The sequence below is a fragment of the Pseudomonas sp. E102 genome (assembly GCF_052660185.1).
The window spans coordinates 2,653,367-2,673,801 of sequence record NZ_CP084025.1; the positions used below are offsets into that span (position 1 = coordinate 2,653,367).

General features: G+C 61.9%; 20 protein-coding genes. 11 read left to right on the plus strand and 9 right to left on the minus strand.

Features of this window, described 5'->3' with window-relative positions; all coding sequences use genetic code 11:
* Positions 1–65 precede the first annotated feature (65 nt).
* Together DOCECA_RS11805 and DOCECA_RS11810 are read right to left on the minus strand one after the other, a co-directional pair.
* On the minus strand, positions 66–791 hold the full coding sequence (locus tag DOCECA_RS11805; protein ID WP_420765913.1) for a ferritin-like domain-containing protein: 726 nt from the start codon (positions 789–791) through the stop codon (positions 66–68).
* Positions 788–1,963 carry a hypothetical protein gene (locus tag DOCECA_RS11810; RefSeq protein ID WP_420765912.1) on the minus strand — a complete coding sequence of 392 codons (1,176 nt, stop codon included), beginning with the start codon at positions 1,961–1,963 and terminating at the stop codon, positions 788–790. Before DOCECA_RS11810 ends, DOCECA_RS11805 begins: the two co-directional genes overlap by 4 nt.
* Positions 1,964–2,258: 295 nt before the next feature.
* Between DOCECA_RS11810 and DOCECA_RS11815 the strand changes: the two genes are divergently transcribed.
* From DOCECA_RS11815 to DOCECA_RS11830, 4 genes are all read left to right on the plus strand, one after another.
* Positions 2,259–2,942: an SOS response-associated peptidase family protein gene (locus DOCECA_RS11815; protein ID WP_434606493.1), complete on the plus strand. Its 684-nt coding sequence runs from the start codon at positions 2,259–2,261 to the stop codon at positions 2,940–2,942.
* Positions 2,943–3,056: 114 nt separating this feature from the next.
* Positions 3,057–3,437 carry a RidA family protein gene (locus DOCECA_RS11820; RefSeq protein ID WP_420765910.1) on the plus strand — a complete coding sequence of 127 codons (381 nt, stop codon included), beginning with the start codon at positions 3,057–3,059 and terminating at the stop codon, positions 3,435–3,437.
* Positions 3,438–3,855: 418 nt separating this feature from the next.
* Positions 3,856–4,191: a DUF6124 family protein gene (locus tag DOCECA_RS11825; protein WP_434559545.1), complete on the plus strand. Its 336-nt coding sequence runs from the start codon at positions 3,856–3,858 to the stop codon at positions 4,189–4,191.
* 243 nt (positions 4,192–4,434) lie between these two features.
* Positions 4,435–6,198, plus strand: coding sequence for an L-lactate permease (locus DOCECA_RS11830; protein ID WP_434559547.1), 1,764 nt, complete (start codon positions 4,435–4,437; stop codon positions 6,196–6,198).
* Positions 6,199–6,283: 85 nt separating this feature from the next.
* On the opposite strand, the gene DOCECA_RS11835 is transcribed toward DOCECA_RS11830, so the two are convergent.
* Entirely contained in the window at positions 6,284–6,619 is a 336-nt protein-coding gene (locus DOCECA_RS11835; RefSeq protein ID WP_420765907.1) for a hypothetical protein, read from the minus strand.
* 248 nt (positions 6,620–6,867) lie between these two features.
* Between DOCECA_RS11835 and DOCECA_RS11840 the strand changes: the two genes are divergently transcribed.
* A complete protein-coding gene (locus DOCECA_RS11840) occupies positions 6,868–7,524 on the plus strand; it encodes a polysaccharide lyase family 7 protein (RefSeq protein ID WP_445572032.1) in 657 nt (218 codons plus the stop codon).
* Between the two features lie 18 nt (positions 7,525–7,542).
* On the opposite strand, the gene DOCECA_RS11845 is transcribed toward DOCECA_RS11840, so the two are convergent.
* The 3 genes from DOCECA_RS11845 to DOCECA_RS11855 all read right to left on the minus strand — a co-directional run bounded on the left by DOCECA_RS11845 (position 7,543) and on the right by DOCECA_RS11855 (position 11,264).
* The gene (locus tag DOCECA_RS11845) at positions 7,543–8,775 is read right to left on the minus strand and encodes a nucleoside permease (RefSeq protein ID WP_445572033.1); all 1,233 of its coding nucleotides are present in this window, start codon (positions 8,773–8,775) and stop codon (positions 7,543–7,545) included.
* Positions 8,776–9,012: 237 nt separating this feature from the next.
* Positions 9,013–10,029 (minus strand): sugar phosphate isomerase/epimerase family protein, encoded by a 1,017-nt coding sequence (locus DOCECA_RS11850; RefSeq protein ID WP_445572163.1) that lies wholly within the window; start codon positions 10,027–10,029, stop codon positions 9,013–9,015.
* Between the two features lie 59 nt (positions 10,030–10,088).
* Positions 10,089–11,264, minus strand: a complete 1,176-nt coding sequence (locus DOCECA_RS11855; RefSeq protein WP_445572034.1) for a Gfo/Idh/MocA family protein — start codon at positions 11,262–11,264, stop codon at positions 10,089–10,091.
* A 174-nt stretch (positions 11,265–11,438) separates the two neighbouring features.
* On the opposite strand from DOCECA_RS11855, the gene DOCECA_RS11860 reads away from it, so the two are divergent.
* The 4 genes from DOCECA_RS11860 (at position 11,439) to DOCECA_RS11875 (ending at position 15,984) form a co-directional block, all read left to right on the plus strand.
* Positions 11,439–12,449 (plus strand): LacI family DNA-binding transcriptional regulator, encoded by a 1,011-nt coding sequence (locus tag DOCECA_RS11860; protein ID WP_445572164.1) that lies wholly within the window; start codon positions 11,439–11,441, stop codon positions 12,447–12,449.
* Positions 12,450–12,544: 95 nt separating this feature from the next.
* Positions 12,545–13,498, plus strand: a complete 954-nt coding sequence (locus tag DOCECA_RS11865) for a TAXI family TRAP transporter solute-binding subunit (protein ID WP_434559551.1) — start codon at positions 12,545–12,547, stop codon at positions 13,496–13,498.
* A 78-nt stretch (positions 13,499–13,576) separates the two neighbouring features.
* Positions 13,577–15,604, plus strand: coding sequence for a TRAP transporter permease (locus DOCECA_RS11870; RefSeq protein ID WP_420765901.1), 2,028 nt, complete (start codon positions 13,577–13,579; stop codon positions 15,602–15,604).
* A complete protein-coding gene (locus DOCECA_RS11875) occupies positions 15,601–15,984 on the plus strand; it encodes a DUF1850 domain-containing protein (protein ID WP_434559553.1) in 384 nt (127 codons plus the stop codon). The genes DOCECA_RS11870 and DOCECA_RS11875 overlap by 4 nt, the downstream gene beginning before the upstream one ends.
* A gap of 4 nt (positions 15,985–15,988) precedes the next feature.
* Here DOCECA_RS11875 and DOCECA_RS11880 read toward each other — a convergent pair whose 3' ends face one another.
* Positions 15,989–16,606: a TetR/AcrR family transcriptional regulator gene (locus DOCECA_RS11880; RefSeq protein WP_420765899.1), complete on the minus strand. Its 618-nt coding sequence runs from the start codon at positions 16,604–16,606 to the stop codon at positions 15,989–15,991.
* Positions 16,607–16,768: 162 nt separating this feature from the next.
* On the opposite strand from DOCECA_RS11880, the gene DOCECA_RS11885 reads away from it, so the two are divergent.
* Positions 16,769–17,209 (plus strand): hotdog fold domain-containing protein, encoded by a 441-nt coding sequence (locus DOCECA_RS11885; RefSeq protein WP_445572035.1) that lies wholly within the window; start codon positions 16,769–16,771, stop codon positions 17,207–17,209.
* A 134-nt stretch (positions 17,210–17,343) separates the two neighbouring features.
* Here the strand turns inward: DOCECA_RS11885 and DOCECA_RS11890 are convergent, their stop codons facing one another.
* Positions 17,344–18,432, minus strand: coding sequence for an SMP-30/gluconolactonase/LRE family protein (locus DOCECA_RS11890; RefSeq protein ID WP_420765897.1), 1,089 nt, complete (start codon positions 18,430–18,432; stop codon positions 17,344–17,346).
* A gap of 361 nt (positions 18,433–18,793) precedes the next feature.
* On the opposite strand from DOCECA_RS11890, the gene DOCECA_RS11895 reads away from it, so the two are divergent.
* The gene (locus DOCECA_RS11895; protein ID WP_434564123.1) at positions 18,794–19,681 is read left to right on the plus strand and encodes an EamA family transporter; all 888 of its coding nucleotides are present in this window, start codon (positions 18,794–18,796) and stop codon (positions 19,679–19,681) included.
* 104 nt (positions 19,682–19,785) lie between these two features.
* Here DOCECA_RS11895 and DOCECA_RS11900 read toward each other — a convergent pair whose 3' ends face one another.
* Positions 19,786–20,424, minus strand: a complete 639-nt coding sequence (locus DOCECA_RS11900; protein ID WP_445572036.1) for a Vgb family protein — start codon at positions 20,422–20,424, stop codon at positions 19,786–19,788.
* Positions 20,425–20,435: the final 11 nt, after the last annotated feature.

The window sequence follows — 20,435 nt, forward strand, 5'->3', positions numbered from 1 at the left end:
CCTTTTGAAGTTCGAACCAGCGGCCCACCCCGGGTCAACCAGGGTGGAGCCAGTTACAAGCAAGCTCAGCTCACTTGCGCAAGCAGGTCTTGCTTGATGAAGTTGCGCACCGTGGCCAAGTGCGTTTCCTCCTGTTCCAGCGCATGGCCGAAGCGCTTGGCGATCAGCGGATGACCACCCTTGTGCGCCAGCTCGATCAGCAGTTCCCAAGCCGCGTTGTCTTCCAGTTCGATGGTCAGGATCGCGCTCATCGATTGCGAGACGGTTGTGCGTGGGTCAGTCAATACTTGCAGCACGCCCATGGCCTTGACGCCTGCCACGTCCGCGCAAGGCGTCATGGCCGTCGGGTCGCCGCCGAGGGTTTCGATAGCTTCGCGCACAATGTTCATGTGCTCCAGTTCCTCGGCCTGGATCTGACGCAAGGTTTCCACCAATGCTGGGTCGGCACCGGGCGCGGACGTGGCCTTGGCGACCATCGCCTCATACAGCCTCACGCCGGTGCGCTCGAAGGCCAGGCGTTCGCCGAGCTTGTCCAGCAACACTTCCGGCGCCTTGCCGATGGTCTTGTCCAACGCGGTCTTGACCATGCCTTTGACCGAGCCTGGCGCCGGCACCGAGCCTATCAGGTCGGCCTCGCGAATGGCGCGCTCGCGTTCGGCGGTGTAGTCGCTGATGTCGCCGGGCACGTCCGCCGGGAACAGTCGGGTGGCTTCCAGTTGGCGAGCCGTGTCCTCGGGAGACATCTGGGTACCGGTACGATTCATGCCGATGGTGACTTGGCGTTCGCTCATTGCTGTTCTCCCACTGGGTTGAGTTCGGAGCCGGGCTTGAAGGTGTAGCCGGCCGAGGCGATGTTGGCGGGCACGCCTTCGCTGTTGAGCTGGGCGCGGTAGTCGAGGGACGCATGGCCTTCGCGCTCCTTGGGCACGTAGTCGATGCCATGGGCGCGCAGGTCGACTTCCCGGGACAACGTCTCGCGGACAAAATCGCGCTGGCTCTTGAAGGCAATCATGCGTGGCAGCGGACCGGCCAGGATTTCGGCGGGATCGCGCCGTTCGTGCTTCTTGAACAACTCGCAGGCCAGGTTCAAGTGGCCCAGTTCGTAGTCGAGGAAGCGTTCCCACATCGCTTTGATGCGCGGGTTTTCTTCCTGCTCGGCGCAACTGGCGTAGGTGTAGACCTCCATTGCCTCATGCACCAGCCACTTCTCCATGAAGGATTCGCTGGGGTCCTGCAGCGAGCCGTACTGGGTGACGTGCTGTTCCTCCACCGAGGCAATCTCGGCGTACAACGCCCGTGCCACCGGGTCAGCGAACAGCGGGCCGATGTTCATGTAGTAATCGTGGGTCTGGTATTCCGCGCCGGTAATCAGCGCGGCATGGATTTTGGTGATCAGTGCGGCGCTGTCCTTCTGATAGTTGTCTCGAAGGTCATCGCCGGGGGCGCGGTGGTGCTCGCTGGTGGGCCGGCCGGGCACGATGTCCGTGTAGCCTTGCAGGATGTTATTGGCGTCCTTGCCTTCCAGGCGATCAAGCATCGCGGCGTAACGGTAGAGGTGGTCGAAATCTTCCAGCAAACCGAAGCGGTATGTCTGCGCCTGGTAAGGATCCGGCTCGTTCTGGGCCACCGCGGCGGTGACTTCGATGGCGACCTGTTCGTAGGCCACGGTGGTTTCCAGGGGGGAATGATCCGCCGACAGCAACCAATTGATGGCCGTCATCTGATGGTGTTCGGCACGCCTGACCTGAGCCAGGGGCAGTTGCAGCTCCTTGTGGAAACGCGCACCGAAATGCTTGAGGCGCAGGGCGTCGGACTCGACGCCGTTCATCAATATCACCCGCACACGGGTGAACGCATCGTCGTCCAGTTTGCTGATCGGTTTGCCGGCCAGCTCACGCCAGGTAAAGGTCTGCTTGTCGAGGGGCGTCCCTTTGTTATCCAGCAGATTATCGATTTTGGTCATGGGTCGATCTCCTTCATCAGAGGCCACGCGAAGCACCGTCGAAGCAACGGCGCTGGGGCACAAAACGAACGACCCTGGAGAAATGCGCAGCTCTCCACGCAGACGATGAGCGGTCGCATAAGTGGATGAAATGCCGCTTGATTTTCCGCTCATCAGGTCGCGACAAGGATTTTCGAACCAAGGGCTGGCGCGCCGGCTCGGAGGTACATAACACCGCCGCAGCCCACCGCAAACGAAGCGGTCCGAGGGCTTTCACGGCGGGGGGTGTCGTACAAATCTGCCTGGAGTTTTCGCGATGTGTGAATGTTTCGTTCAGCCTGTTTCTTCCAAGGATTCCCTGGCGTTCTTTGCCCAGCGCGAGCCCTTCGGCGCCAACCAATCAAGCTTGTCCGCCGACAGCCTTCACGCCGCGGTGGCTCCCGCGCTTCATGACCGACAAAGCGTGATCAAGCCGAACATGCAGGTCAGCGCCATCCGCAACCGTGGCGGGCGCCTGGAAAGCATCAAGGTGCGCTGGGGGTGGTCGCCCGTCTGGTCGATGGGCACGATGCCGCCCTTGACCCACCTGCCCTTGCACCTGGTGATGCGCTCCAAAGTGTTTGACCGGATCAAGCGCGACGGCCGCGTCCTGGTAGCGGTGGACGGCTGGTATGAAGCCGCCTCGGACACCATCGCGCCCGCCCAGGCCAACCGCCTGAGCTATACGACTTCGCGGCAGTCGTCGCCCATCTTTCTCGCCGCCCTGGCCCAGGCCAGTGAAACGCCCAACGGTTGCGACGGGCTGGCCTTGGTGACTTATGGCGACATAGCCAATCAACAGCAGCGACTGCTGGCCTTCACTGGCGAAAACGCCCTCCAGTGGTTGCGCCCTGACCTGGATTGGGAACAGGCACGACACATGGCTGCACACGTGGCCGTCGACGAACCGCAACTGGAGCACGTGCTGACCGCCAAGCGGATGGTCCAGGGTCGCCGGTGACCGTTATCCGCCCCAGTTGCGGAAATCGCTGACAGCTCGATAATCGGCGCTAAACTGGCGGGCCAGTCGCTTTGAAGTGACTGGCCTTTTTTCTTTTACGAGCAAGAGACTTCCATGGCGAACCCAGACATCACGTTCACTCCCGACCCGGACACGGACTCCATCTCTTCGGACGTCGCCGGCTTCGGCGGCCTGCTGGTTTCCACGCAAATCCCCACCCGCGCCGACGGCAGCCTGGAACTGGGCGATATCACGGCGCAGAGCGAATGCACGTTGCAGGCACTCAAGACCGCGTTGGAACGCGCCGGCAGTTCCATGGACCGCGTGTTGCACCTGACCATCTACCTCACCGACATGGCCGACCGCGCGGCCTTCAACGAAGTCTACAAACGCTTTTTTGCCAAGCCCTGGCCCGTGCGCGCGGCTGTCGGCGTGGCGGCGTTGGCGGTTGAAGGGATGCGGGTGGAAGTGACGGCGATGGCGGCGAAGGGCTGAGCGGCAGACCTCAAACAAGCGAGGTGCTTTTGTGGCGGGTTCTGTGTTAACCCATCTTTTCAGCCTACAGAGGGCTGTGTTTATTCGGTTGTAGGATCCTTCGGGTTCGGGCTACGTCGCCTTGCGCCCTTACCTACAACTACGCCAGAATCCGCCGGCTTGTGCGCCTTGGGGCCGGGCTTTACTGTTGCTCGGTCGCTGAACATCAGCGATCGGGTTTGGTAGCCCGGCTTCTACATGACGCACAGCTTCACTTTTGAGGTGCCCTTGCGCATCTGTATCAATGGTGGCCATGCGTAGGGCGTCTTCGGGCGCGCCGGTGTTCATGTGGACCGGTCTACCAACCTTCGTATGGCCGCCACCCTTCGTTTGGTAGCGAGGGCGAAAGCTTCTCTAAATTCCACATGAGAACTTCACTATGTTCAAAGTAACCCCCAACCCTCCCGACACCGATCCAGCCGACTCGAAAGACTTAGACGAAGCCGCCGACCGCGCCCTCGACTTCTACCTCAAGCCCAAGTCCAGCCAATCGAAAACTGACCCAGGCCGGCTGTTCACCGTGAATGAAGGCATCGACACCGAAGCCCTGCTCGCCAACCTCAGCGAAACCCTCGCCTCGGCCGATGCCATGATCAACGACCTGGCGTTCGACCTGGACGGCTCGCGACGACACGTTGCCCTGGGCATCCTGCAGTTGATCGAACTGGGCGCGATGCTCGCCAACCGCGCGCTGGAAAACGTCGAAGCGCGATAGCCGTTGCACATTCTCTTTGTGGCGAGGGGATTTAGCGAAACGTCGCACCGCCCCGCTGGGTGGCGAAGCCGCCCCAAGATTTCTGCAATGGCAAAGAACTTGGGACTGCTGCGCAGTCCAGCGGGGATAAATCCCCTCGCCACAAAGGGAGTCGCGGACAATCCAGCGACAAATCCCCGCCTATACTTCTCTGCCAATCCCCCCGGGGCCTGCGCTTCCAACAATAAAAAGCAGAGGTGGAACATGGTCTGGCAACAAGTCTACGATCCCTTCGGTAATGCGGTGCTGTCGACGTTCCTGGCGGCGGTCCCGGTGGTGGTGATGCTGGCGTCCCTGGCGTTCTTTCACGTCAAGGCACACCTGGCGGCGCTGTATGCCCTGGCCTCGGCGTTGCTCATCGCGATTTTCGCCTTCGGCATGCCCGCCGACATGGCCGGTTCAGCGGCGCTTTATGGCGCGGCCAACGGGCTGCTGCCCATCGGCTGGATCGTGCTCAACATTATCTTCCTGCACCGACTGACCACCGAGAACGGTTCGTTCAAGGTCCTGCAGGATTCCCTGGCGCGCATCACCGATGACCGCCGCTTGCAGTTGCTGTTGATCGCCTTTTGTTTCGGCGCGTTTTTCGAAGGCGCGGCGGGTTTTGGCACGCCGGTGGCGGTAACCGGGGCGATCCTGATCGGGCTGGGCTTTTCGCCGCTGGCCGCTTCGGGCTTGGCATTGATCGCCAACACCGCTCCCGTGGCCTTCGGCGCGCTGGGTACCCCAATCATTACACTGGCCAAGGTCACCGGCCTGGATGAGATGGAGCTGTCGATGATGGTCGGCCGGCAGCTGCCGTTCTTCTCGGTGATCGTACCGTTCTGGCTGATCTGGGCGTTCGCCGGCTGGCGCAAGATGCTTGAAGTATGGCCCGCAATCCTGGTGGCCGGTGTCAGCTTCGCTATCCCGCAATTTCTGGTGTCGAACTACCACGGGCCGATGCTGGTGGACGTGATTGCCGCGCTGATATCCATGGCCTGCCTGGCCGGTTTTCTCAAAATCTGGAAACCGGCCACGATTCACACCTCGGCGGCGCTGACCGGCCGGCACGACGACTCGAAGATTGACGCCAGCGAACAACAAACACCAGTGGCCAGCGCCGCGTTTTCCAATGACGCTCGACCCGCCGTGCTGCGCGCCTGGATGCCGTGGATCATCCTCACGGTGTTCGTATTCGCCTGGGGCACCCAGGGCTTCAAGAACATTTTCGACACCCGCCCGGCCATCGACCCGCAGACGCAATCGGCCAGGCTCGACCCCCAAGGCAAGCCGATGCGCGAGGCGAATCCGATCTTCTCGCCGCTGTTGACCTTCGGCACCATCCACCAACAGATCGAAAAAGTCCCGCCCGTAGTGCCCCAGCCTAAAACCGAGGAAGCGGTCTACAAGTTCAACTGGTTCACCGCCACCGGCAGTGGCATCTTCCTGGCGGCAATCGTGGGAGGCTTGCTGATGGGTTATTCCATCCCGCAACTGGTGCGCCAATACCTGCGAACGCTCTGGGTGGTGCGCTATTCGCTGATCACCATCGTGGCGATGCTGGCGTTGGGTTTCCTCACGCGTTATTCGGGCCTGGACGCCACCATGGGCCTGGCGTTCGCCGCGACGGGCATCTTCTATCCGATGTTCGGCACCCTGCTGGGCTGGCTTGGCGTGGCGCTGACCGGTTCGGACACCGCTTCCAACGTGCTGTTCGGCGGTCTGCAGCGGGTCACGGCGGAACAGCTGGGGATCAGCCCGGTGCTGATGGCTGCCGCGAACAGTTCAGGCGGGGTGATGGGCAAGATGGTCGACGCCCAGTCGATCGTGGTCGCTTCCACCGCGACACGGTGGTACGGCCACGAAGGAGAAATCCTGCGCTACGTGTTTTTCCACTCGGTGGTACTGGCGATTCTGGTGGGCGGATTGGTGACATTGCAGGCGTATGTGGCGCCGTTCAGTCACATGGTGGTGGGAGGACGCTGAAAGAGGAGGCATGATCGGGGGCTATTGTGGCGAGGGGATTCATCCCCTCGCCACAGGTAAGCTCGCCTACCTTTAACGCTTGGGTTTACTGAACGTTCTTCAGCTTGACCACATCACCGGAAACCGAAGTGGTGTAACCGGTCAGGACCCAGGCCCAGAACCAGTTTTCCTGGACTTGGGTGTTGATCATGGCGTCGCCGCCCTTGGCCTGGATCGCTGCGTTCTGGGCGCGCACGAAACGGTTGTTCTGGCGAATCGGGATCACGCCGAACAGCAGCAGGCCGGTGGCCTTGGCTTCACTGTGACCGACGACGGTGTATTGGCTGCTGTCGTATTGCTGGGTCTTCATCGGGGTGCCGGTGCAACCCGCCAGGACCAGGCCGAACAGTGCGCAGGCGACAACTTTGCTGAGGTGGTTCATTTGACGCTCCATGGGAAAACGCCCGGGATCCATCTCTCGGGCGGCGCGTACTCTACCCGATCAGCAACAAAATGACACAGGATAACCTGCCCGGTTTTTCGGCCTGAGGGGCTTATCACAGAGCCATCCGTCAGGTACGCCTCCAGCGAAACAGACCCTCGTCGATAACATCAAGACTACGCCACGGATGGCTGTTTTTTGTCTTGCCGGCCGCCAGATAGCGGCCGGTCCCGTTGGAGGGTTTCATCATGATTGACGTGACGGTCTGGAGCGTCACCCTGCCGGTGCAAACGCCCGCGCAGGTCGTGGCGACCAAAGCCATGCCGAGTTTGAAAAACAAGTATTTCGACAATAACGGCCAGAGGATTGTCTTCTGGGCCCCCGTCACCGGCTCTCATACCGGTAACAGCGATTACCCGCGCTCAGAACTGCGGGAAACCAGCCGGGACGGGAAACACCGCAACTGGCGCTACAACAGTGGCGTCAACACCCTCAAGGGTGAATTGACGGTCAACCAGGTGCCTTCGGAAGGCCGTGTAGTGGTGGCGCAGATTCACGCCAAGAATGCGCCGACGCCGTTGTTGAAACTGGTTTACCGCTATGCAAACGGCACCGGCAACATTGACGTGGAATACCGGGTCAAGCCCAAGGACAAGAAAAGCCCGGTGATCTACACCGTGCCCAAGGTGCCGTTGAACAAGTCCTTCTCCTATACACTGCAGATGGACAAGCAAGGCCAGCTCTCGGTGCTGATCGGCAACAGTGGCAAAAAGGTGAAGCTCGACAAGTCCTGGTACGGCTACGACTTCTATTTCAAGGCCGGCGTCTACACGCTGGACAACAAGGGTTACTCCAACGAAGGCGGAAAAGTGACGTACACCAAGCTGAGCGTCAGTCACAAGTGACTGACGTTCTGCCCTTGCTCATGCCTCGGACGGTGCCACGACCCCTTGCCGACCGCTGAAGGTCAGCAGGAAACACACGAATACCACCAGCGCAAAACCGGCCGGGAACAGCCAGATGCTTTTCCAATCGTGCCCGCCTGCCACGACAAAGTGATCGGTCACCTGCCCCGCCACCCAGAAACCGATCAACATCCCCACGCCATAGGTCGCCAGGGTTATCAAGCCCTGGGCCGAGCTGCGCAGGTGTTTGGGCGCCTTGGCGTCGGTGTAGATCTGCCCCGAGACAAAGAAGAAGTCGTAGCAGATGCCGTGCAGGGCGATGCCGATGAACAGCATGAATGCCAGCTCACCGTTATCGCCATAGGCAAACAACACGTAGCGCAACGCCCACGCCAGCATGCCCACCAGCAACGCCAACTTGATGCCGAAGCGCTGGATGAACAGCGGCAACAGCAACATGAACAGCACCTCGGAGACTTGCCCGATGGCCATTTTCGCCGTCGGGTTGGTCATCCCGGTTTCGGCCAGGAACGGGTTGGCGTTCTGGTAATAAAACGCCAAGGGAATGCAGATCAGGATCGAGGCGATGAAGAACACCAGGTAGCTGCGATCCTTGAGCAGGCCCAACGCATCGAGCCCCAGGGACTGCTTGATGCCGCTGGTGCTCGCCTGCTCCTTGAGCGGTGCCGTGGCGGGCAGCGTGAAGCTGTAGAGCCCGAGGACCAGCGAAGCGACCGCGGCCATCAGGAAAGTATTGCGCAGGCCGCCCGCTGAGATCGACTCGCGCGAATCCCAGGCGAACGCATAGCTGATCACCACGCAGGCGAGGATCCAACCGAGGGTGCCCCAGACTCGAATCCGCGAGAATTCCAGCGCGGGGTCGCGCATCTGCCGGAAGGCCACGGAATTGACCAGGGCCAACGTCGGCATGTAGATCACCATATAAGCCAGCACGAACGGGTAGAACGCGCTGAAGTCCACCGCCGAATACAACCGGTACAACAAGACCGCGCCCACCAGGTGCAACACCGCCAGGATGCGCTCGGCGTTGAAGTAGCGATCGGCGATCAGGCCGATCACGAACGGCGCGATGATCGCGCCCCAGGACTGGGTGGCGAAGGCCCTGCCGACCTGCTCGCCGCTGGCGCCCAGGGTGTTGGACAGGAACGTGCCGAGGGTGACGAACCAGCCACCCCAGATAAAGAATTGCAGGAACATCATCGTGCTGAGGCGTGCGTACATCGTCGTCATGACCGTCACCGTCTTGTTGTTGTTTTTGTTGAAACAAAGTCGTGCGCTGCTGTTGCCGCCTGCTTTTTGTGGCCTGCTTTTGGGCGAGGGAGCTTGCTCCCGCTCGGCCGGTCCAATGCTTCGGGCGCAGCAGTCGTAAAACCAGGCAACGCGGTCTGCCTGGAACATTGTATTTGGGGCGGCTTCGCCACCCAGCGGGAGCAAGCTCCCTCGCCACAAGGCTTCTGCGATCAGCCGTTACCCAGACAACCCCAACAACCGCCGATTGGATGCCTCATCCGCCGTGACCCCGGCAAAATCATCGAACGCCTTGGCCGTCCTGGTGATCATGTGCCGCTGGATAAACGCCGCGCCTTCGGCCGCCCCCTGTTGCGAATCCTTCAGGCAGCATTCCCATTCCAAAACCGCCCAGCCGTCGAAGCCGTATTGGGTCAGCTTGCTGAAAATCGCCTTGAAGTCGATCTGCCCATCGCCCAGGGAACGGAACCGGCCGGGGCGGTCCACCCAGCCCTGGTAGCCGCCATAGACACCGGAGCGGGCGTCGGGGCGGAATTCGGCGTCCTTGACGTGGAACATCCGGATGCGCCCGTGGTAGCGGTCGATAAAGCCCAGGTAGTCCATCTGTTGCAGCAGCAGGTGGCTGGGGTCGTAGAGAATGGCGGCCCGTGGATGATGATCGACGGCTTGCAGGAAGCGCTCGAACGAGGCGCCGTCATGCAGGTCTTCGCCAGGGTGGATCTCGTAGCACAGGTCCACGCCGGCCGCGTCGAAGCAGTCCAGGATCGGCAGCCAGCGCCGGGCCAGTTCGGCGAAACCTTGCTCGACCAGTCCTGTGGGCCGCTGCGGCCACGGGTACATGTAGGGCCACAACAAAGCTCCGGAAAACGTCGCGTGGGCCTTCAGGCCCAGGCGCTGGCTGGCGCGAGCCGCCAGTTTCAATTGCTCGATGGCCCACTCGGTGCGCGCCTGAGGCTGGCCGCGCAGGTGGGCCGGGGCGAAGTCATCGAACAGCGCGTCGAACGCCGGATGCACCGCCACCAGTTGCCCTTGCAGGTGCGTCGACAACTCGCTGATCTCGACGCCGGCCGCCGCGCAGGTGGCCGTGAGTTCATCGCAATAATCCTGGCTCTCGGCGGCCCGGGCCAGGTCGATGTAACGCGTGCCCAAGGTCGGCAATTGGATGGCCTTGTAGCCTTGTGAGGCGGCCCATCGGGCGATGTCCGCCAGGGTATCGAACGGCGCTTCATCGGACATGAACTGCGCCAGGAAGATCGCCGGCCCGCGCAGGCCGCCTGGTGTGTGGTCGTGTGTGATCACAGCTGCGATTCTCCGGTTTCCAGCGCGGTCCACTTTGTGTCGCCCCGGTGATTGATGAGGGCCGCCTCGATAAACGCCATGCCGCGCAAACCGGTCTCGATGCCGGGTACGCCAGGAACGTCCGGCCCTTCCACCCGCGCCCGAATGGCCCGGGCAAAATCGCCGTACAGATTGGCCATCGCCTCCAGATAACCCTCCGGATGTCCCGCCGGCAGACGCATGCGCTGAGTCGCCGCCTCGCACAGCCAAGGCTGGCCGACACCCCCGCGCAGAATGCGCAGCGGTTGGTCGAAGGCGCGGTGGATCAGGCTCGACGGCTCTTCCTGGCGCCATTGCAGCGCGCCCTTGTCGCCATAGACGCGGATCTTCAGCGGGTTTTCTTCGCCGGTGCAGACCTGGCTGGCCAGCAACACGCCGGTGGCGCCGTCCTTCATCTTGAAGAGCATCGCTGCGTCATCGTCCAACTGCCGCCCCGGAACATGGGTGCCCAGGGTGGCGCAGAGTTGCTGGATGGGTTGGTCCGCGACGAACTCCGCCAGGGAAAACGCATGGGTGCCAATGTCGCCGATGCAACCGCCCAACCCGGACTGGGCCGGATCATCGCGCCACTCGGCCTGCTTGTTGCCTTGGGCGGCGACGTCCTGGCTGAGCCAGCCTTGGGGGTACTCGACGAATACTTTGCGCACCTTGCCGATCAGGCCTGAGCGAACCATTTCACGGGCCTGCCAGACCATCGGATAACCCAGGTAGGTGTGGGCCAGGCCGTAGAGGCAACGACTGCCTTGCAACACGTCCTTGAGGGCCAATAACTGCTTGAGGTTCAGCGCGGCGGGTTTCTCGCTGAACACGTGGAAACCGGCTTTCAACGCCTGGCTGGCAATCGGTGCATGGAGGTGATTGGGCGTGACGATCACCAGCAATTCCATGCGTTGGTCTAGCGGCAGCAACGCTTCAGCGTCGAGCATCTGCTGCCAGTCGTGGTAACAACGGGACGCGGCGAGCCCCAGGGCATCACCGGTCTGTCGATTGTTGTGAGGGTCGCGGCTGAACGCGCCGCACACCAGCTCGAAACCGCCGTCCAGGCCCGCCGCCTGGCGATGGGCCTGGCCGATGAACGCACCCTCCCCACCGCCAACGAAGCCCATTCTTATTTTGGGTGCTACAGGATTCATCGCGACTCTCTTCTGTCCGGATCGTTAATGTAACCGGTTACATCATGACGGGAATCTAGGCTCGGTTTTGCCCCGTGTCAAACCCCTTGCATCGCCAATGAGCGTTTGTCAGCTATCGAACCTGCGGTAAGCTCGCGGTCATGCCTGTTTTCAAGGCGCCGAATCGAGGTGAATTTGTCCAATATCCGTGAAGTGGCCCGGCTGGCCGGCGTGTCGGTGGCAACCGTGTCCAGAGCACTCAAGTCCCCGGAGCGGGTGCTGCCCCAGACGCGGGACAAGGTCAACGCAGCCGTGCTGCAAGCCGGTTATCGACCGAACCTGATGGCGGTGCAGTTTCGCTCCCGGCGTACCGGCAACCTGGTGATCCTGGTGCCGAAAATCGCCAACACTTTTTTCGCCCGCGTCATCAGCGGCGCCCAACAAGCGGCGCAAGCGGCCGGTTATCGGCTGCTGCTGTGCGACACCCAGGGCCGCGAAGCCATCGAGCAGGAATTCGCTGCCCTGGTCTACGCCCATCAGGCCGACGGCGTGATCCAATTGCGCGCCGGCGACCCCTTCGTCTCCCTGCCTCCCGGCACCGACGCGCTACCGCTGGTCAACGCCTGTGAAGTGGTGAAGGACGCGCCCTACCCGACCATCAGCCTGGATAACCGCAGCGCGGCGCGCGCCATGACCGAGCACCTGATCGGGCTTGGCCACCGGCGCATCGGCATCATCAAAGGCCCGCGCAGCAGCCCTCTGACCCTGGACCGTGTGGCCGGTTACCAGGACGCCCTGCGCAACGCCGGTATCGCCCTTGCACCTGAACTGATCTGCCACGGGGATTTCACCCTCAAGGCCGGCTACGAAGGAGCCGGGACAATGCTCGCCTTGACCGAACGCCCCAGCGCGCTGTTCTGCGAGAACGACGAAATGGCCATCGGCGCGCTCAAGCGCATCAAGCAGACGGGGTTGCGGGTGCCCGAGGATATTTCCCTGGTGGGTTTTGACGACATTCCGTTTGCCGCGTATTGCGACCCGCCGTTGACGACCATCTCCCAACCGGCCGAAACCTTCGGCCAGAAAGCGGTGGACATGTTGATCGCCTTGATCGAGAACAAGCCCATCACCCAGCGACACGTGCGCCTACCGTTCGAGCTGACCGTGCGCGGCAGCAGCGCGGCGCCAGGCAGCCACCTTGTTTAATCCGACATACCGTTAACTGCCTATTCGCCATCAAGCACGTTTCGACTACAGTGGGGGGACTCTGCATAAAGCCATAACAAGACGGAGAGTTCCCAATGCGAGTCAACAAGCGCTTCACCTTCCTGGCCGCCGCCGCAGCCTTGGCGGTCACCACCGCCGCTCATGCGGCTCCACCGGTGTTCATCAACATCCTGACCGGGGGCACCAGCGGAGTGTATTACCCGATCGGGGTCGGGCTTTCACAGATCTACAGCAGCGGCATCGAGGGCTCCAAAACGTCGGTCCAGGCCACCAAGGCGTCGGTGGAGAACCTCAACCTGCTGCAAGCCGGGCGCGGGGAGCTGGCGCTGGCCTTGGGCGACTCGGTCGCCGATGCGAAAAACGGCGTGGAGGATGCCGGCTTCAAGGCACCGCTCACCAAACTGCGAGCGATTGCGGGCGCCTACCCCAATTACATCCAGATCGTTGCCAGCGAGGAATCGGGGATCAAGACCCTGGCAGACCTCAAGGGCAAAACCGTCTCCGTGGGCGCGGCTAAATCCGGCACCGAACTCAACGCCCGGGCGATCTTCAAGGCGGCCGGCCTGACCTACAACGACATGAAGGTCCAATACCTGCCCTTCGCCGAGTCGGTCGACCTGATCAAGAACCGCCAACTGGACGCCACCCTGCAATCCTCTGGCCTGGGCATGGCGGCGATTCGTGACCTGGCGTCAACGATGAAGCTGAACTACGTGTCGATTCCCACCGACGTGGTGGAAAAAATCGGCAACCCGGCCTACCAGAGCGCGATGATCCCCGCCAACACCTACGACGGCCAGGCTGAGGCCGTGCCCACCGTGGCCATCACCAATATCCTGGTGACACACAAGGATGTCCCGGACGAGGTGGCCTACCAAATGACCAAGCTGATGTTCGACAACCTCACCCGCCTGAGCACCTCCCATTCAGCGGCCAAGGACATCTCGCTGAAGAACGCCGCGAAAAACCTGCCGATCGCCCTGCACCCCGGTGCCGAGCGCTACTACAAGGAAGTGGGCGCGCTATAGCCCCTGGACTGCAACGGCGCTCGGCGCCGTTGCAGCATTGCGTTTCGCATCCGCAAGTCGACAACAGGCAGGCATCTCATGAGTGAAGACCAGCACGGCATCGCCACGGACCCGCGGGACTGGCCCAAGACGCTGTTCTACGTGGCGTTGCTGTTTTCCATCTTTCAAATCATCACGGCAGCCTTCTCACCAGTTTCCAGCATTGTGTTGCGGGCGGTGCATGTGGGCTTTCTGCTGTGGGTGGTGTTTCTGAGCTACCCGGCCCACGGCAAGCAAAGGCCATGGCAACCCCTGGCCTGGGCGTTGGGGCTGGCGGGGATGGCCACGGCGCTCTATCAATGGGTGTTCGAGGCCGACCTGATCCAGCGCTCCGGCGACCTGACGACTGCCGACATGGTCGTCGGCGTCGTCCTGATCGTGCTGGTGTTCGAGGCGGCGCGGCGGGTGATGGGCATCGCGCTGCCGATCATCTGCGGCCTGTTCCTGGCCTATGGCCTGTTCGGCGAACACCTGCCAGGCGACCTGGCCCATCGCGGCTACGGCGTCGATCAGCTCGTCAACCAACTGTCCTTCGGCACCGAAGGGCTCTACGGCACGCCGACCTACGTATCGGCCACCTACATTTTCCTGTTCATCCTGTTTGGCGCCTTCCTGGAAAAGGCCGGCATGATCAAGCTGTTCACCGATTTCGCCATGGGCCTGTTCGGTCACAAGCTTGGCGGTCCGGCGAAGGTGTCGGTGGTGTCATCGGCGCTCATGGGCACCATCACCGGCTCGGGTATCGCCAACGTGGTGACGACCGGGCAGTTCACCATTCCGCTGATGAAACGCTTTGGCTACAAGGCGGCGTTCGCCGGCGGCGTGGAAGCGACGTCGAGCATGGGCAGCCAGATCATGCCGCCGGTGATGGGCGCGGTGGCGTTCATCATGGCCGAGACCATCAACGTGCCGTTCGTGGAAATCGCCAAGGCCGCGTTGATCCCGGCGTGCCTGTATTTCGGCTCGGTGTTCTGGATGGTTCACCTGGAAGCCAAGCGCTCCGACCTCAAGGGCCTGCCCAAGGATCAATGCCCGAGCGCCTGGGGCGCGGTCAAGGAAAGCTGGTTCCTGCTGATCCCGCTGGGGGTGCTGGTGTACCTGCTGTTTTCCGGACGCACGCCGTTGTTTTCCGGCATGGTCGGGCTGGCACTGACGGCCATCGTGATTCTCGGCTCGGCGATCATCCTCAAAGTCTCGAGCTACGCCTTGCGCTGCGCCTTCTGGGTCGCGCTGGGCATTCTGTGCGTCGGATTCTTCCGGATGGGCATCGGCATCGTGTTCGCGGTGATCGGCGTGCTGGTAGTGGCTTGCTGGTTCATGAAAGGCACTCGGGAAACCCTGGTCATCTGCCTGCACGCATTGGTGGACGGCGCTCGGCACGCCGTTCCGGTGGGGATCGCCTGCGCCTTGGTCGGCACCATCATCGCGGTGGTGTCGCTGACAGGCGTGGCGTCCACCTTCGCCGGTTACATCCTGGCGATTGGCAAGGACAACCTGTTCCTGTCGCTGCTGCTGACCATGCTCACTTGCCTGGTGCTGGGAATGGGCATCCCGACCATTCCGAACTACATCATCACCAGTTCGATTGCAGCGCCCGCGCTCCTGGAATTGGGCGTGCCGCTGATCGTGTCGCACATGTTCGTGTTCTATTTCGGCATCCTCGCCGACCTGACCCCGCCCGTGGCCCTGGCCTGCTTCGCCGCCGCGCCCATTGCCCGGGAAAGCGGCCTGAAAATCAGCTTCTGGGCGGTGCGCATCGCCCTGGCAGGCTTCGTCATTCCGTTCATGACGGTGTACAACCCGGCGCTGATGCTCCAGGGCGACAACCTGTGGATGACTGCCTACATGCTGGTCAAGACGTTGCTGGCAATCGGCCTATGGGGCATGGCGTCTACCGGTTACATGCAACAGAAAATGCCCATTTGGGAGCGTCTGATGTGCTTCGCCGCCGGTGCATTGCTGGTGGTTGCCCTGCCGCTGACCGATGAAATCGGCTTCGCCCTGGGTGCGCTGTTGATCGGGCAACACCTCTGGCGCGCCCGGCGTGTCGGGCGAGCCTTGGCGTGATTGGCTTGTGCCTGGGCTTGTCCGGCGTGGTCTGGGCACAACTTGAACTCAGCGAGTTTACGTTGGCCTGGAACCACACCATCGAGAAGATCCGTTGGGAGGAGGATTACCGGGTCAGCGAACAGGGCCTGATCCTGGGTGAGGCCAGGGTCAAGGGCAACGGCGCTGGGATGGAAATTCCCGAAGGCGCACGGCTGGAAAATGGCAGTTGGCGATATCACCGCGAACTGCCACCGCTGCAACCGTTGAAGCTCGGTCGCACGCCCCAGGCCGGTGATTATCAACTGTGTCATGCCGGCGTTTGCCAACCCATGGCGCACTGGCTGGGACCGCCCGATGCACAACAACCGGCCGTGGAATTGTGGAGCTGCCCGCAGTGATCGCTCAGTCAGCGCTGATGGAACGCCACGCCGCTTGCGCCAACAATTCCCGGTGCGCCTTCGGGCTGGAGGGCACCCGCCCCGCCAGCCATGCCCGGCAATAACTTTCAGACGCGCCGATGATCAACGAAAACATCAACTCGGCGGGATAGCGCTTGAGCGCCTCGCCCTGCTCTGCCGCGCTCAACCACTGCCAAAGCTGACCGTTGCGTGAGGTGTTGCGGCTGGCGAGTTCGTCCTTGAACGGTCCCTTGGTCACCGCAAAGCGCGCGTGATACTGGAAACGCGCCCATTCGGGTTGGCTGTCCACCCAATCGACGTAGCTATGGATCAACGCCTGCACGCCCTGCTCGGCGGTGGTTGCTTCGGACAGATATTGCTCGCGCAAACGCGCCTGATCGTCCAGGGCGGTGAAGAACAGCGCCGCCACCAAGCCTTCCTTGTTGCCGAAATGATGGTAGATGGCACCGACGCTGGTCTGGCATTCGGTGCGGATCATTTCAATGGTGGTCGCCTCGATGCCCTGCTCGTTGAACAGCGCCAGGGCCTTGCGAAAGATATCGCGCTTGAGTTCAGCCCTTCTGCCGGGGAAGGCGCGTTCGAGTAGATCTGCTGTTTCCATGCTTGGCATAACCGGTTTTTTGGATGGGACCGGGCACTGGCTGCCCGTGACGAAGTGGGCACAGCTTGACAGATTCGCCGCCGACAGAATACCGTTCTGTTACAGAATATTATTCTTTATTAGAACACTATTCCGTAACCCCACTTGTCAGCGAGGCTTCACATGAATCAGGTTCTCGGTATGTTCAACAGCGCAGGTCCGGATGCTTTCAGCAAAATGGCCTGTCAGATGGCACCGTACTTTTCCACTATCAACCCGCTGGTCACAGAGTTGCGCCAAGGCGCGGCGACCGTGCAGGTGCCGTTTCGCAAGGAAATCACCAATCATCTGGGCACCGTCCACGCCATCGCCATGTGCAACGCCGCCGAGCTCGCCGCTGGCATGATGACCAACGTTTCCATCCCCGACGACGCCCGGTGGATTCCCAAAGGCATGACCGTGCAATACCTGGCCAAGGCCAAGAGCGACGTGACGGCGGTCGCGAACGGCGACGAGCTGGATTGGCAGACCGAAGGCGACAAGGTCGTGCCGGTGGACATTCATGATGCGCAGGGCAAGAAAGTATTCACGGCGCAGATCACCATGAACGTGAAGTTGGGTTGAAATCGGGGGCGTCGGGGACGCCCTTTATCGATGAAAGCTAGATGTTCGTGGCGAGGGAGCTTGCTCCCGCTCGATTGCGCAGCAATCGCAATGGCAACTCAAGCCCCCAGCCAGTCATTGATGGCGCCTGAGGGTCAGGCGAAGGTGGCTCCTCGGGTGTTCACGAACAGCGAGTACAGCGAGTGGCTGCCGGCCATGAACAGCCGGTTGCCTTCTCGCCCGCCGAAGCAGACGTTGGGGCAGCGTTCCGGCAACGAAATGTGCCCGATGGCCTTGCCCTCGGGATTGAATACCCGCACGCCGTCAAGTTTCTCCAGGTCGGCCTTGGGGTCGCCATTCCCGCCCCAACCGCACCAGAGGTTACCGCTCTCGTCGCACTTGATGCCGTCGATGGCCGCATAGTCGAGCCCTTCGATATGCTTGCGTCGCTCGCCCAGGGTGCCGTCGTCCTTGACCGTGATCGCCCAGACCAGACGGTTCGGCTTGGCCCGCCCTTCGACCACATAAAGGATTTTTTCATCCGGGGAAAAGCACAAGCCATTCGGCCCCGCCAAATCGTCGATCACCCGGCTGAGCTTGCCGGTCGCGCCGTCGATCCGGTACACCGCGTGGGGCTGCGCCGGGGTGACTTTATGCCCCTCATAGTTATTGCCGGTCTGGAACGGCGGGTCGGTGAACCAGATCGAGCCATCCCGCTTGCAGACGATGTCATTCGGCGAATTCAATGGCTTGCCGTCGAAACTGTCGGCCAGCACGGTGATGGTGCCGTTGTGTTCGGTACGGGTGATACGCCGCCCTTCGGTGGACGTGGTCGAGCCCTCACAGACCAGCAACCGTCCTTGGCGATCGCGGCACATGCCATTGGAGAAGTTCGAGTTCTCGCGGTACACCGACAAACCTCCGGTGACTTCGTCCCAACGCACGATGCGGTTGTTGGGGATGTCACTGACCAGCAGGTAACGACCGTCACCGATCCACACCGGCCCTTCCGCCCAGCGCAAGCCATCGGCGAGCTTCTCGACGCTGGCATTGAAGATGCGCAAGTCCATGAAGCTGGGGTCGAGGATATTGATCAGAGGGTCTGGATAGCGCTGGCTCAAAGGCGCGGCCTGGGCGAGCCCGGGAAGATTTCCCAGCGTCGCGGCGGCGGCCGAGACCACAAGGGATTTTTTCAGGAAAATCCGGCGCCCCTGATCGGCGGTTGCAGGTTGCGAAGCATCCATCGTACGTCTCCGTTAATTATTATTGGACGGGGAAGATTGTTTTACTCTCTGATAGGACATCGTACAAGGTGTAAAACACGGTGGCATCATGGGACTTGCGGCCTGATCCTCGACGATGCGAAACCGCCTTGAACACGCCGGTATTACTGATCTGTACCGAATCAGGGTTTGCGCCAGGCTTGTTCGCTCCTGCCATATGGGTTAAAAATCCGACCCAGGTTGTACGACAACAAAATCAAAAAGCCCTTTGAAGGGCTTAATTCACTCCCCTTTGAGATGTCCTGCCATGACCCGCTCCACCGCCGCATCCAATACCCCTGTTCCCTTTCCCCGCCATATCGCCGTGCTTGTCCTGCTTTGCATGGGGTGCGCCTTTGCCGGCAACCATGTCGCCGCGCGGGCGGCGTTCGATGATGGCGCCGGCGTGCTGCTGGCGATCCTGCTGCGCTCGGGCGGAACGTTGCTGGTACTGGCGGCGATGGTGTTGTGGCAACGGCAAAGCCTTCGCTTGCCCGCCGGCGCCTGGCGCTGGCAGTTGCTGCTGGGCGTGCTGATCGGCGCCCAGAGCCTATGCCTGTATTCCGCCGTGGCCCGGGTTCCGGTGGCGCTGGCGCTATTGGTGGGCAACGTGTTCCCGATCCTCCTGGCCCTGTTGACTTGGGCCCTAGGCGGCCCGCGCCCCACCGCCCGGACGGCGGCACTGATGGGCATGATCCTGGTGGGTCTGGTGTTCGTGCTGGAAGTGCCGACGCGGTTGGCCTCCCAGGCAGACGTCGGCCCGCAGTGGCTGTTGGGGGTTGGCCTGGCCTTCTGCGCCGCGTGCGTCTTCGCTTGTGCGTTGTGGATCACCGATCACAAGTTGTCCCAGGTGCGCGGATCGGTGCGCAGCCTGCTGACGATTTTCATTGTGTTCAGCAGCGTCAACCTCGCCGGCCTGACCGGCGCCCTGCCCGGCGGCCTCGACCTGCCCGCCAGCAGCACCGGTTGGTTCGCGCTCGCCACCCTGGTGGTGCTTTATGGGACGGGGTTCATCGTTTTGTTCATGTGCGTGCCACGCCTGGACATGCCGCGCAACGCCCCGGTGATGAACATCGAGCCGCTGGCGACACTGTTGATCGGCTGGCTGGTGCTGGACCAGATGCTCAACCCGGGGCAGATCCTGGGCGGCGCGATCGTGGTGACCGGCATCGTATTGCTGACCTGGCGCAAGGCCGAGCGGGTCAAGGCGCCGGTGGCTGCACACGATTGAACTGATTGACTGGCGCTCTGGTGCGTAGCAGGCCCAAGAAGTTGGGCCCGCTGCGCGGTCCAGCGCAAGCAAGCTCTCTCGCCACGGGGGGCTGTGCAGGTCGTTCAATCTCGAGCCGGCCGACGCACCGCCCTTACCTTGCCGCTGCCACCCCCGCCGCAGAAAAATCGGTCCGCGCCGTCGGACTCCAGCCCCGACACGCCGGTCCCCGGCGGCATCGTCACGCTTTCCAGTACTTGCGCCGTTTGCGGATCGATACGCCGCAATTCGCTATCGTCGTTTTCCCAGGTGCCATGCCACAGCTCGCCATCGACCCAAGTCACGCCCGTGACGAAACGGTTGGATTCGATCGTACGCACAATCCTGCCGTCGGCCGGATCGATCTGCAGGATCTTGCGCGCCTTGTACTGACCGACCCAGAGCGAACCTTCGGCCCAGGCCAGCCCGGAGTCATCGCCACTGTTGGGGGCCGGAATCGTCGCCAGTACCTGGCCAGTGCGCGGATCGATCTTGCGGATGCTGTCGCCGGCGATCTGGAACAGATGCTGGCCATCGAACGCGGTCCCGGCGTTCGCCGGGACGTCGAGAGTTTGCACGGTCTGGCCACTGGCGGGATCGAAGGCGTGAAGCTTTTCGCCCGAGGCGAACCAGACGCGCTCGCCGTCATGGCTCACGCCGTGGACGCAATCGACGCCAGGGTACGGGCCGTATTCACGCAGGATTTGTGCCTCTGAACGTTTCATCTCACATCGCC

What these genes read in the sequence shown, in the direction of transcription:
- DOCECA_RS11820 (WP_420765910.1), top strand. Translation starts at nt 3,057, where the DNA reads ATGGCGAACCCAGACATCACGTTCACTCCCGACCCGGACACGGACTCC.
- DOCECA_RS11810 (WP_420765912.1), bottom strand. Translation starts at nt 1,963, where the DNA reads ATGACCAAAATCGATAATCTGCTGGATAACAAAGGGACGCCCCTCGAC.
- DOCECA_RS11835 (WP_420765907.1), bottom strand. Translation starts at nt 6,619, where the DNA reads ATGAACCACCTCAGCAAAGTTGTCGCCTGCGCACTGTTCGGCCTGGTC.
- DOCECA_RS11850 (WP_445572163.1), bottom strand. Translation starts at nt 10,029, where the DNA reads ATGTCCGATGAAGCGCCGTTCGATACCCTGGCGGACATCGCCCGATGG.
- DOCECA_RS11830 (WP_434559547.1), top strand. Translation starts at nt 4,435, where the DNA reads ATGGTCTGGCAACAAGTCTACGATCCCTTCGGTAATGCGGTGCTGTCG.
- DOCECA_RS11845 (WP_445572033.1), bottom strand. Translation starts at nt 8,775, where the DNA reads ATGACGACGATGTACGCACGCCTCAGCACGATGATGTTCCTGCAATTC.
- DOCECA_RS11865 (WP_434559551.1), top strand. Translation starts at nt 12,545, where the DNA reads ATGCGAGTCAACAAGCGCTTCACCTTCCTGGCCGCCGCCGCAGCCTTG.
- DOCECA_RS11900 (WP_445572036.1), bottom strand. Translation starts at nt 20,424, where the DNA reads ATGAAACGTTCAGAGGCACAAATCCTGCGTGAATACGGCCCGTACCCT.
- DOCECA_RS11870 (WP_420765901.1), top strand. Translation starts at nt 13,577, where the DNA reads ATGAGTGAAGACCAGCACGGCATCGCCACGGACCCGCGGGACTGGCCC.
- DOCECA_RS11885 (WP_445572035.1), top strand. Translation starts at nt 16,769, where the DNA reads ATGAATCAGGTTCTCGGTATGTTCAACAGCGCAGGTCCGGATGCTTTC.
- DOCECA_RS11815 (WP_434606493.1), top strand. Translation starts at nt 2,259, where the DNA reads ATGTGTGAATGTTTCGTTCAGCCTGTTTCTTCCAAGGATTCCCTGGCG.
- DOCECA_RS11805 (WP_420765913.1), bottom strand. Translation starts at nt 791, where the DNA reads ATGAGCGAACGCCAAGTCACCATCGGCATGAATCGTACCGGTACCCAG.
- DOCECA_RS11895 (WP_434564123.1), top strand. Translation starts at nt 18,794, where the DNA reads ATGGGGTGCGCCTTTGCCGGCAACCATGTCGCCGCGCGGGCGGCGTTC.
- DOCECA_RS11840 (WP_445572032.1), top strand. Translation starts at nt 6,868, where the DNA reads ATGATTGACGTGACGGTCTGGAGCGTCACCCTGCCGGTGCAAACGCCC.
- DOCECA_RS11890 (WP_420765897.1), bottom strand. Translation starts at nt 18,432, where the DNA reads ATGGATGCTTCGCAACCTGCAACCGCCGATCAGGGGCGCCGGATTTTC.
- DOCECA_RS11855 (WP_445572034.1), bottom strand. Translation starts at nt 11,264, where the DNA reads ATGAATCCTGTAGCACCCAAAATAAGAATGGGCTTCGTTGGCGGTGGG.
- DOCECA_RS11825 (WP_434559545.1), top strand. Translation starts at nt 3,856, where the DNA reads ATGTTCAAAGTAACCCCCAACCCTCCCGACACCGATCCAGCCGACTCG.
- DOCECA_RS11880 (WP_420765899.1), bottom strand. Translation starts at nt 16,606, where the DNA reads ATGGAAACAGCAGATCTACTCGAACGCGCCTTCCCCGGCAGAAGGGCT.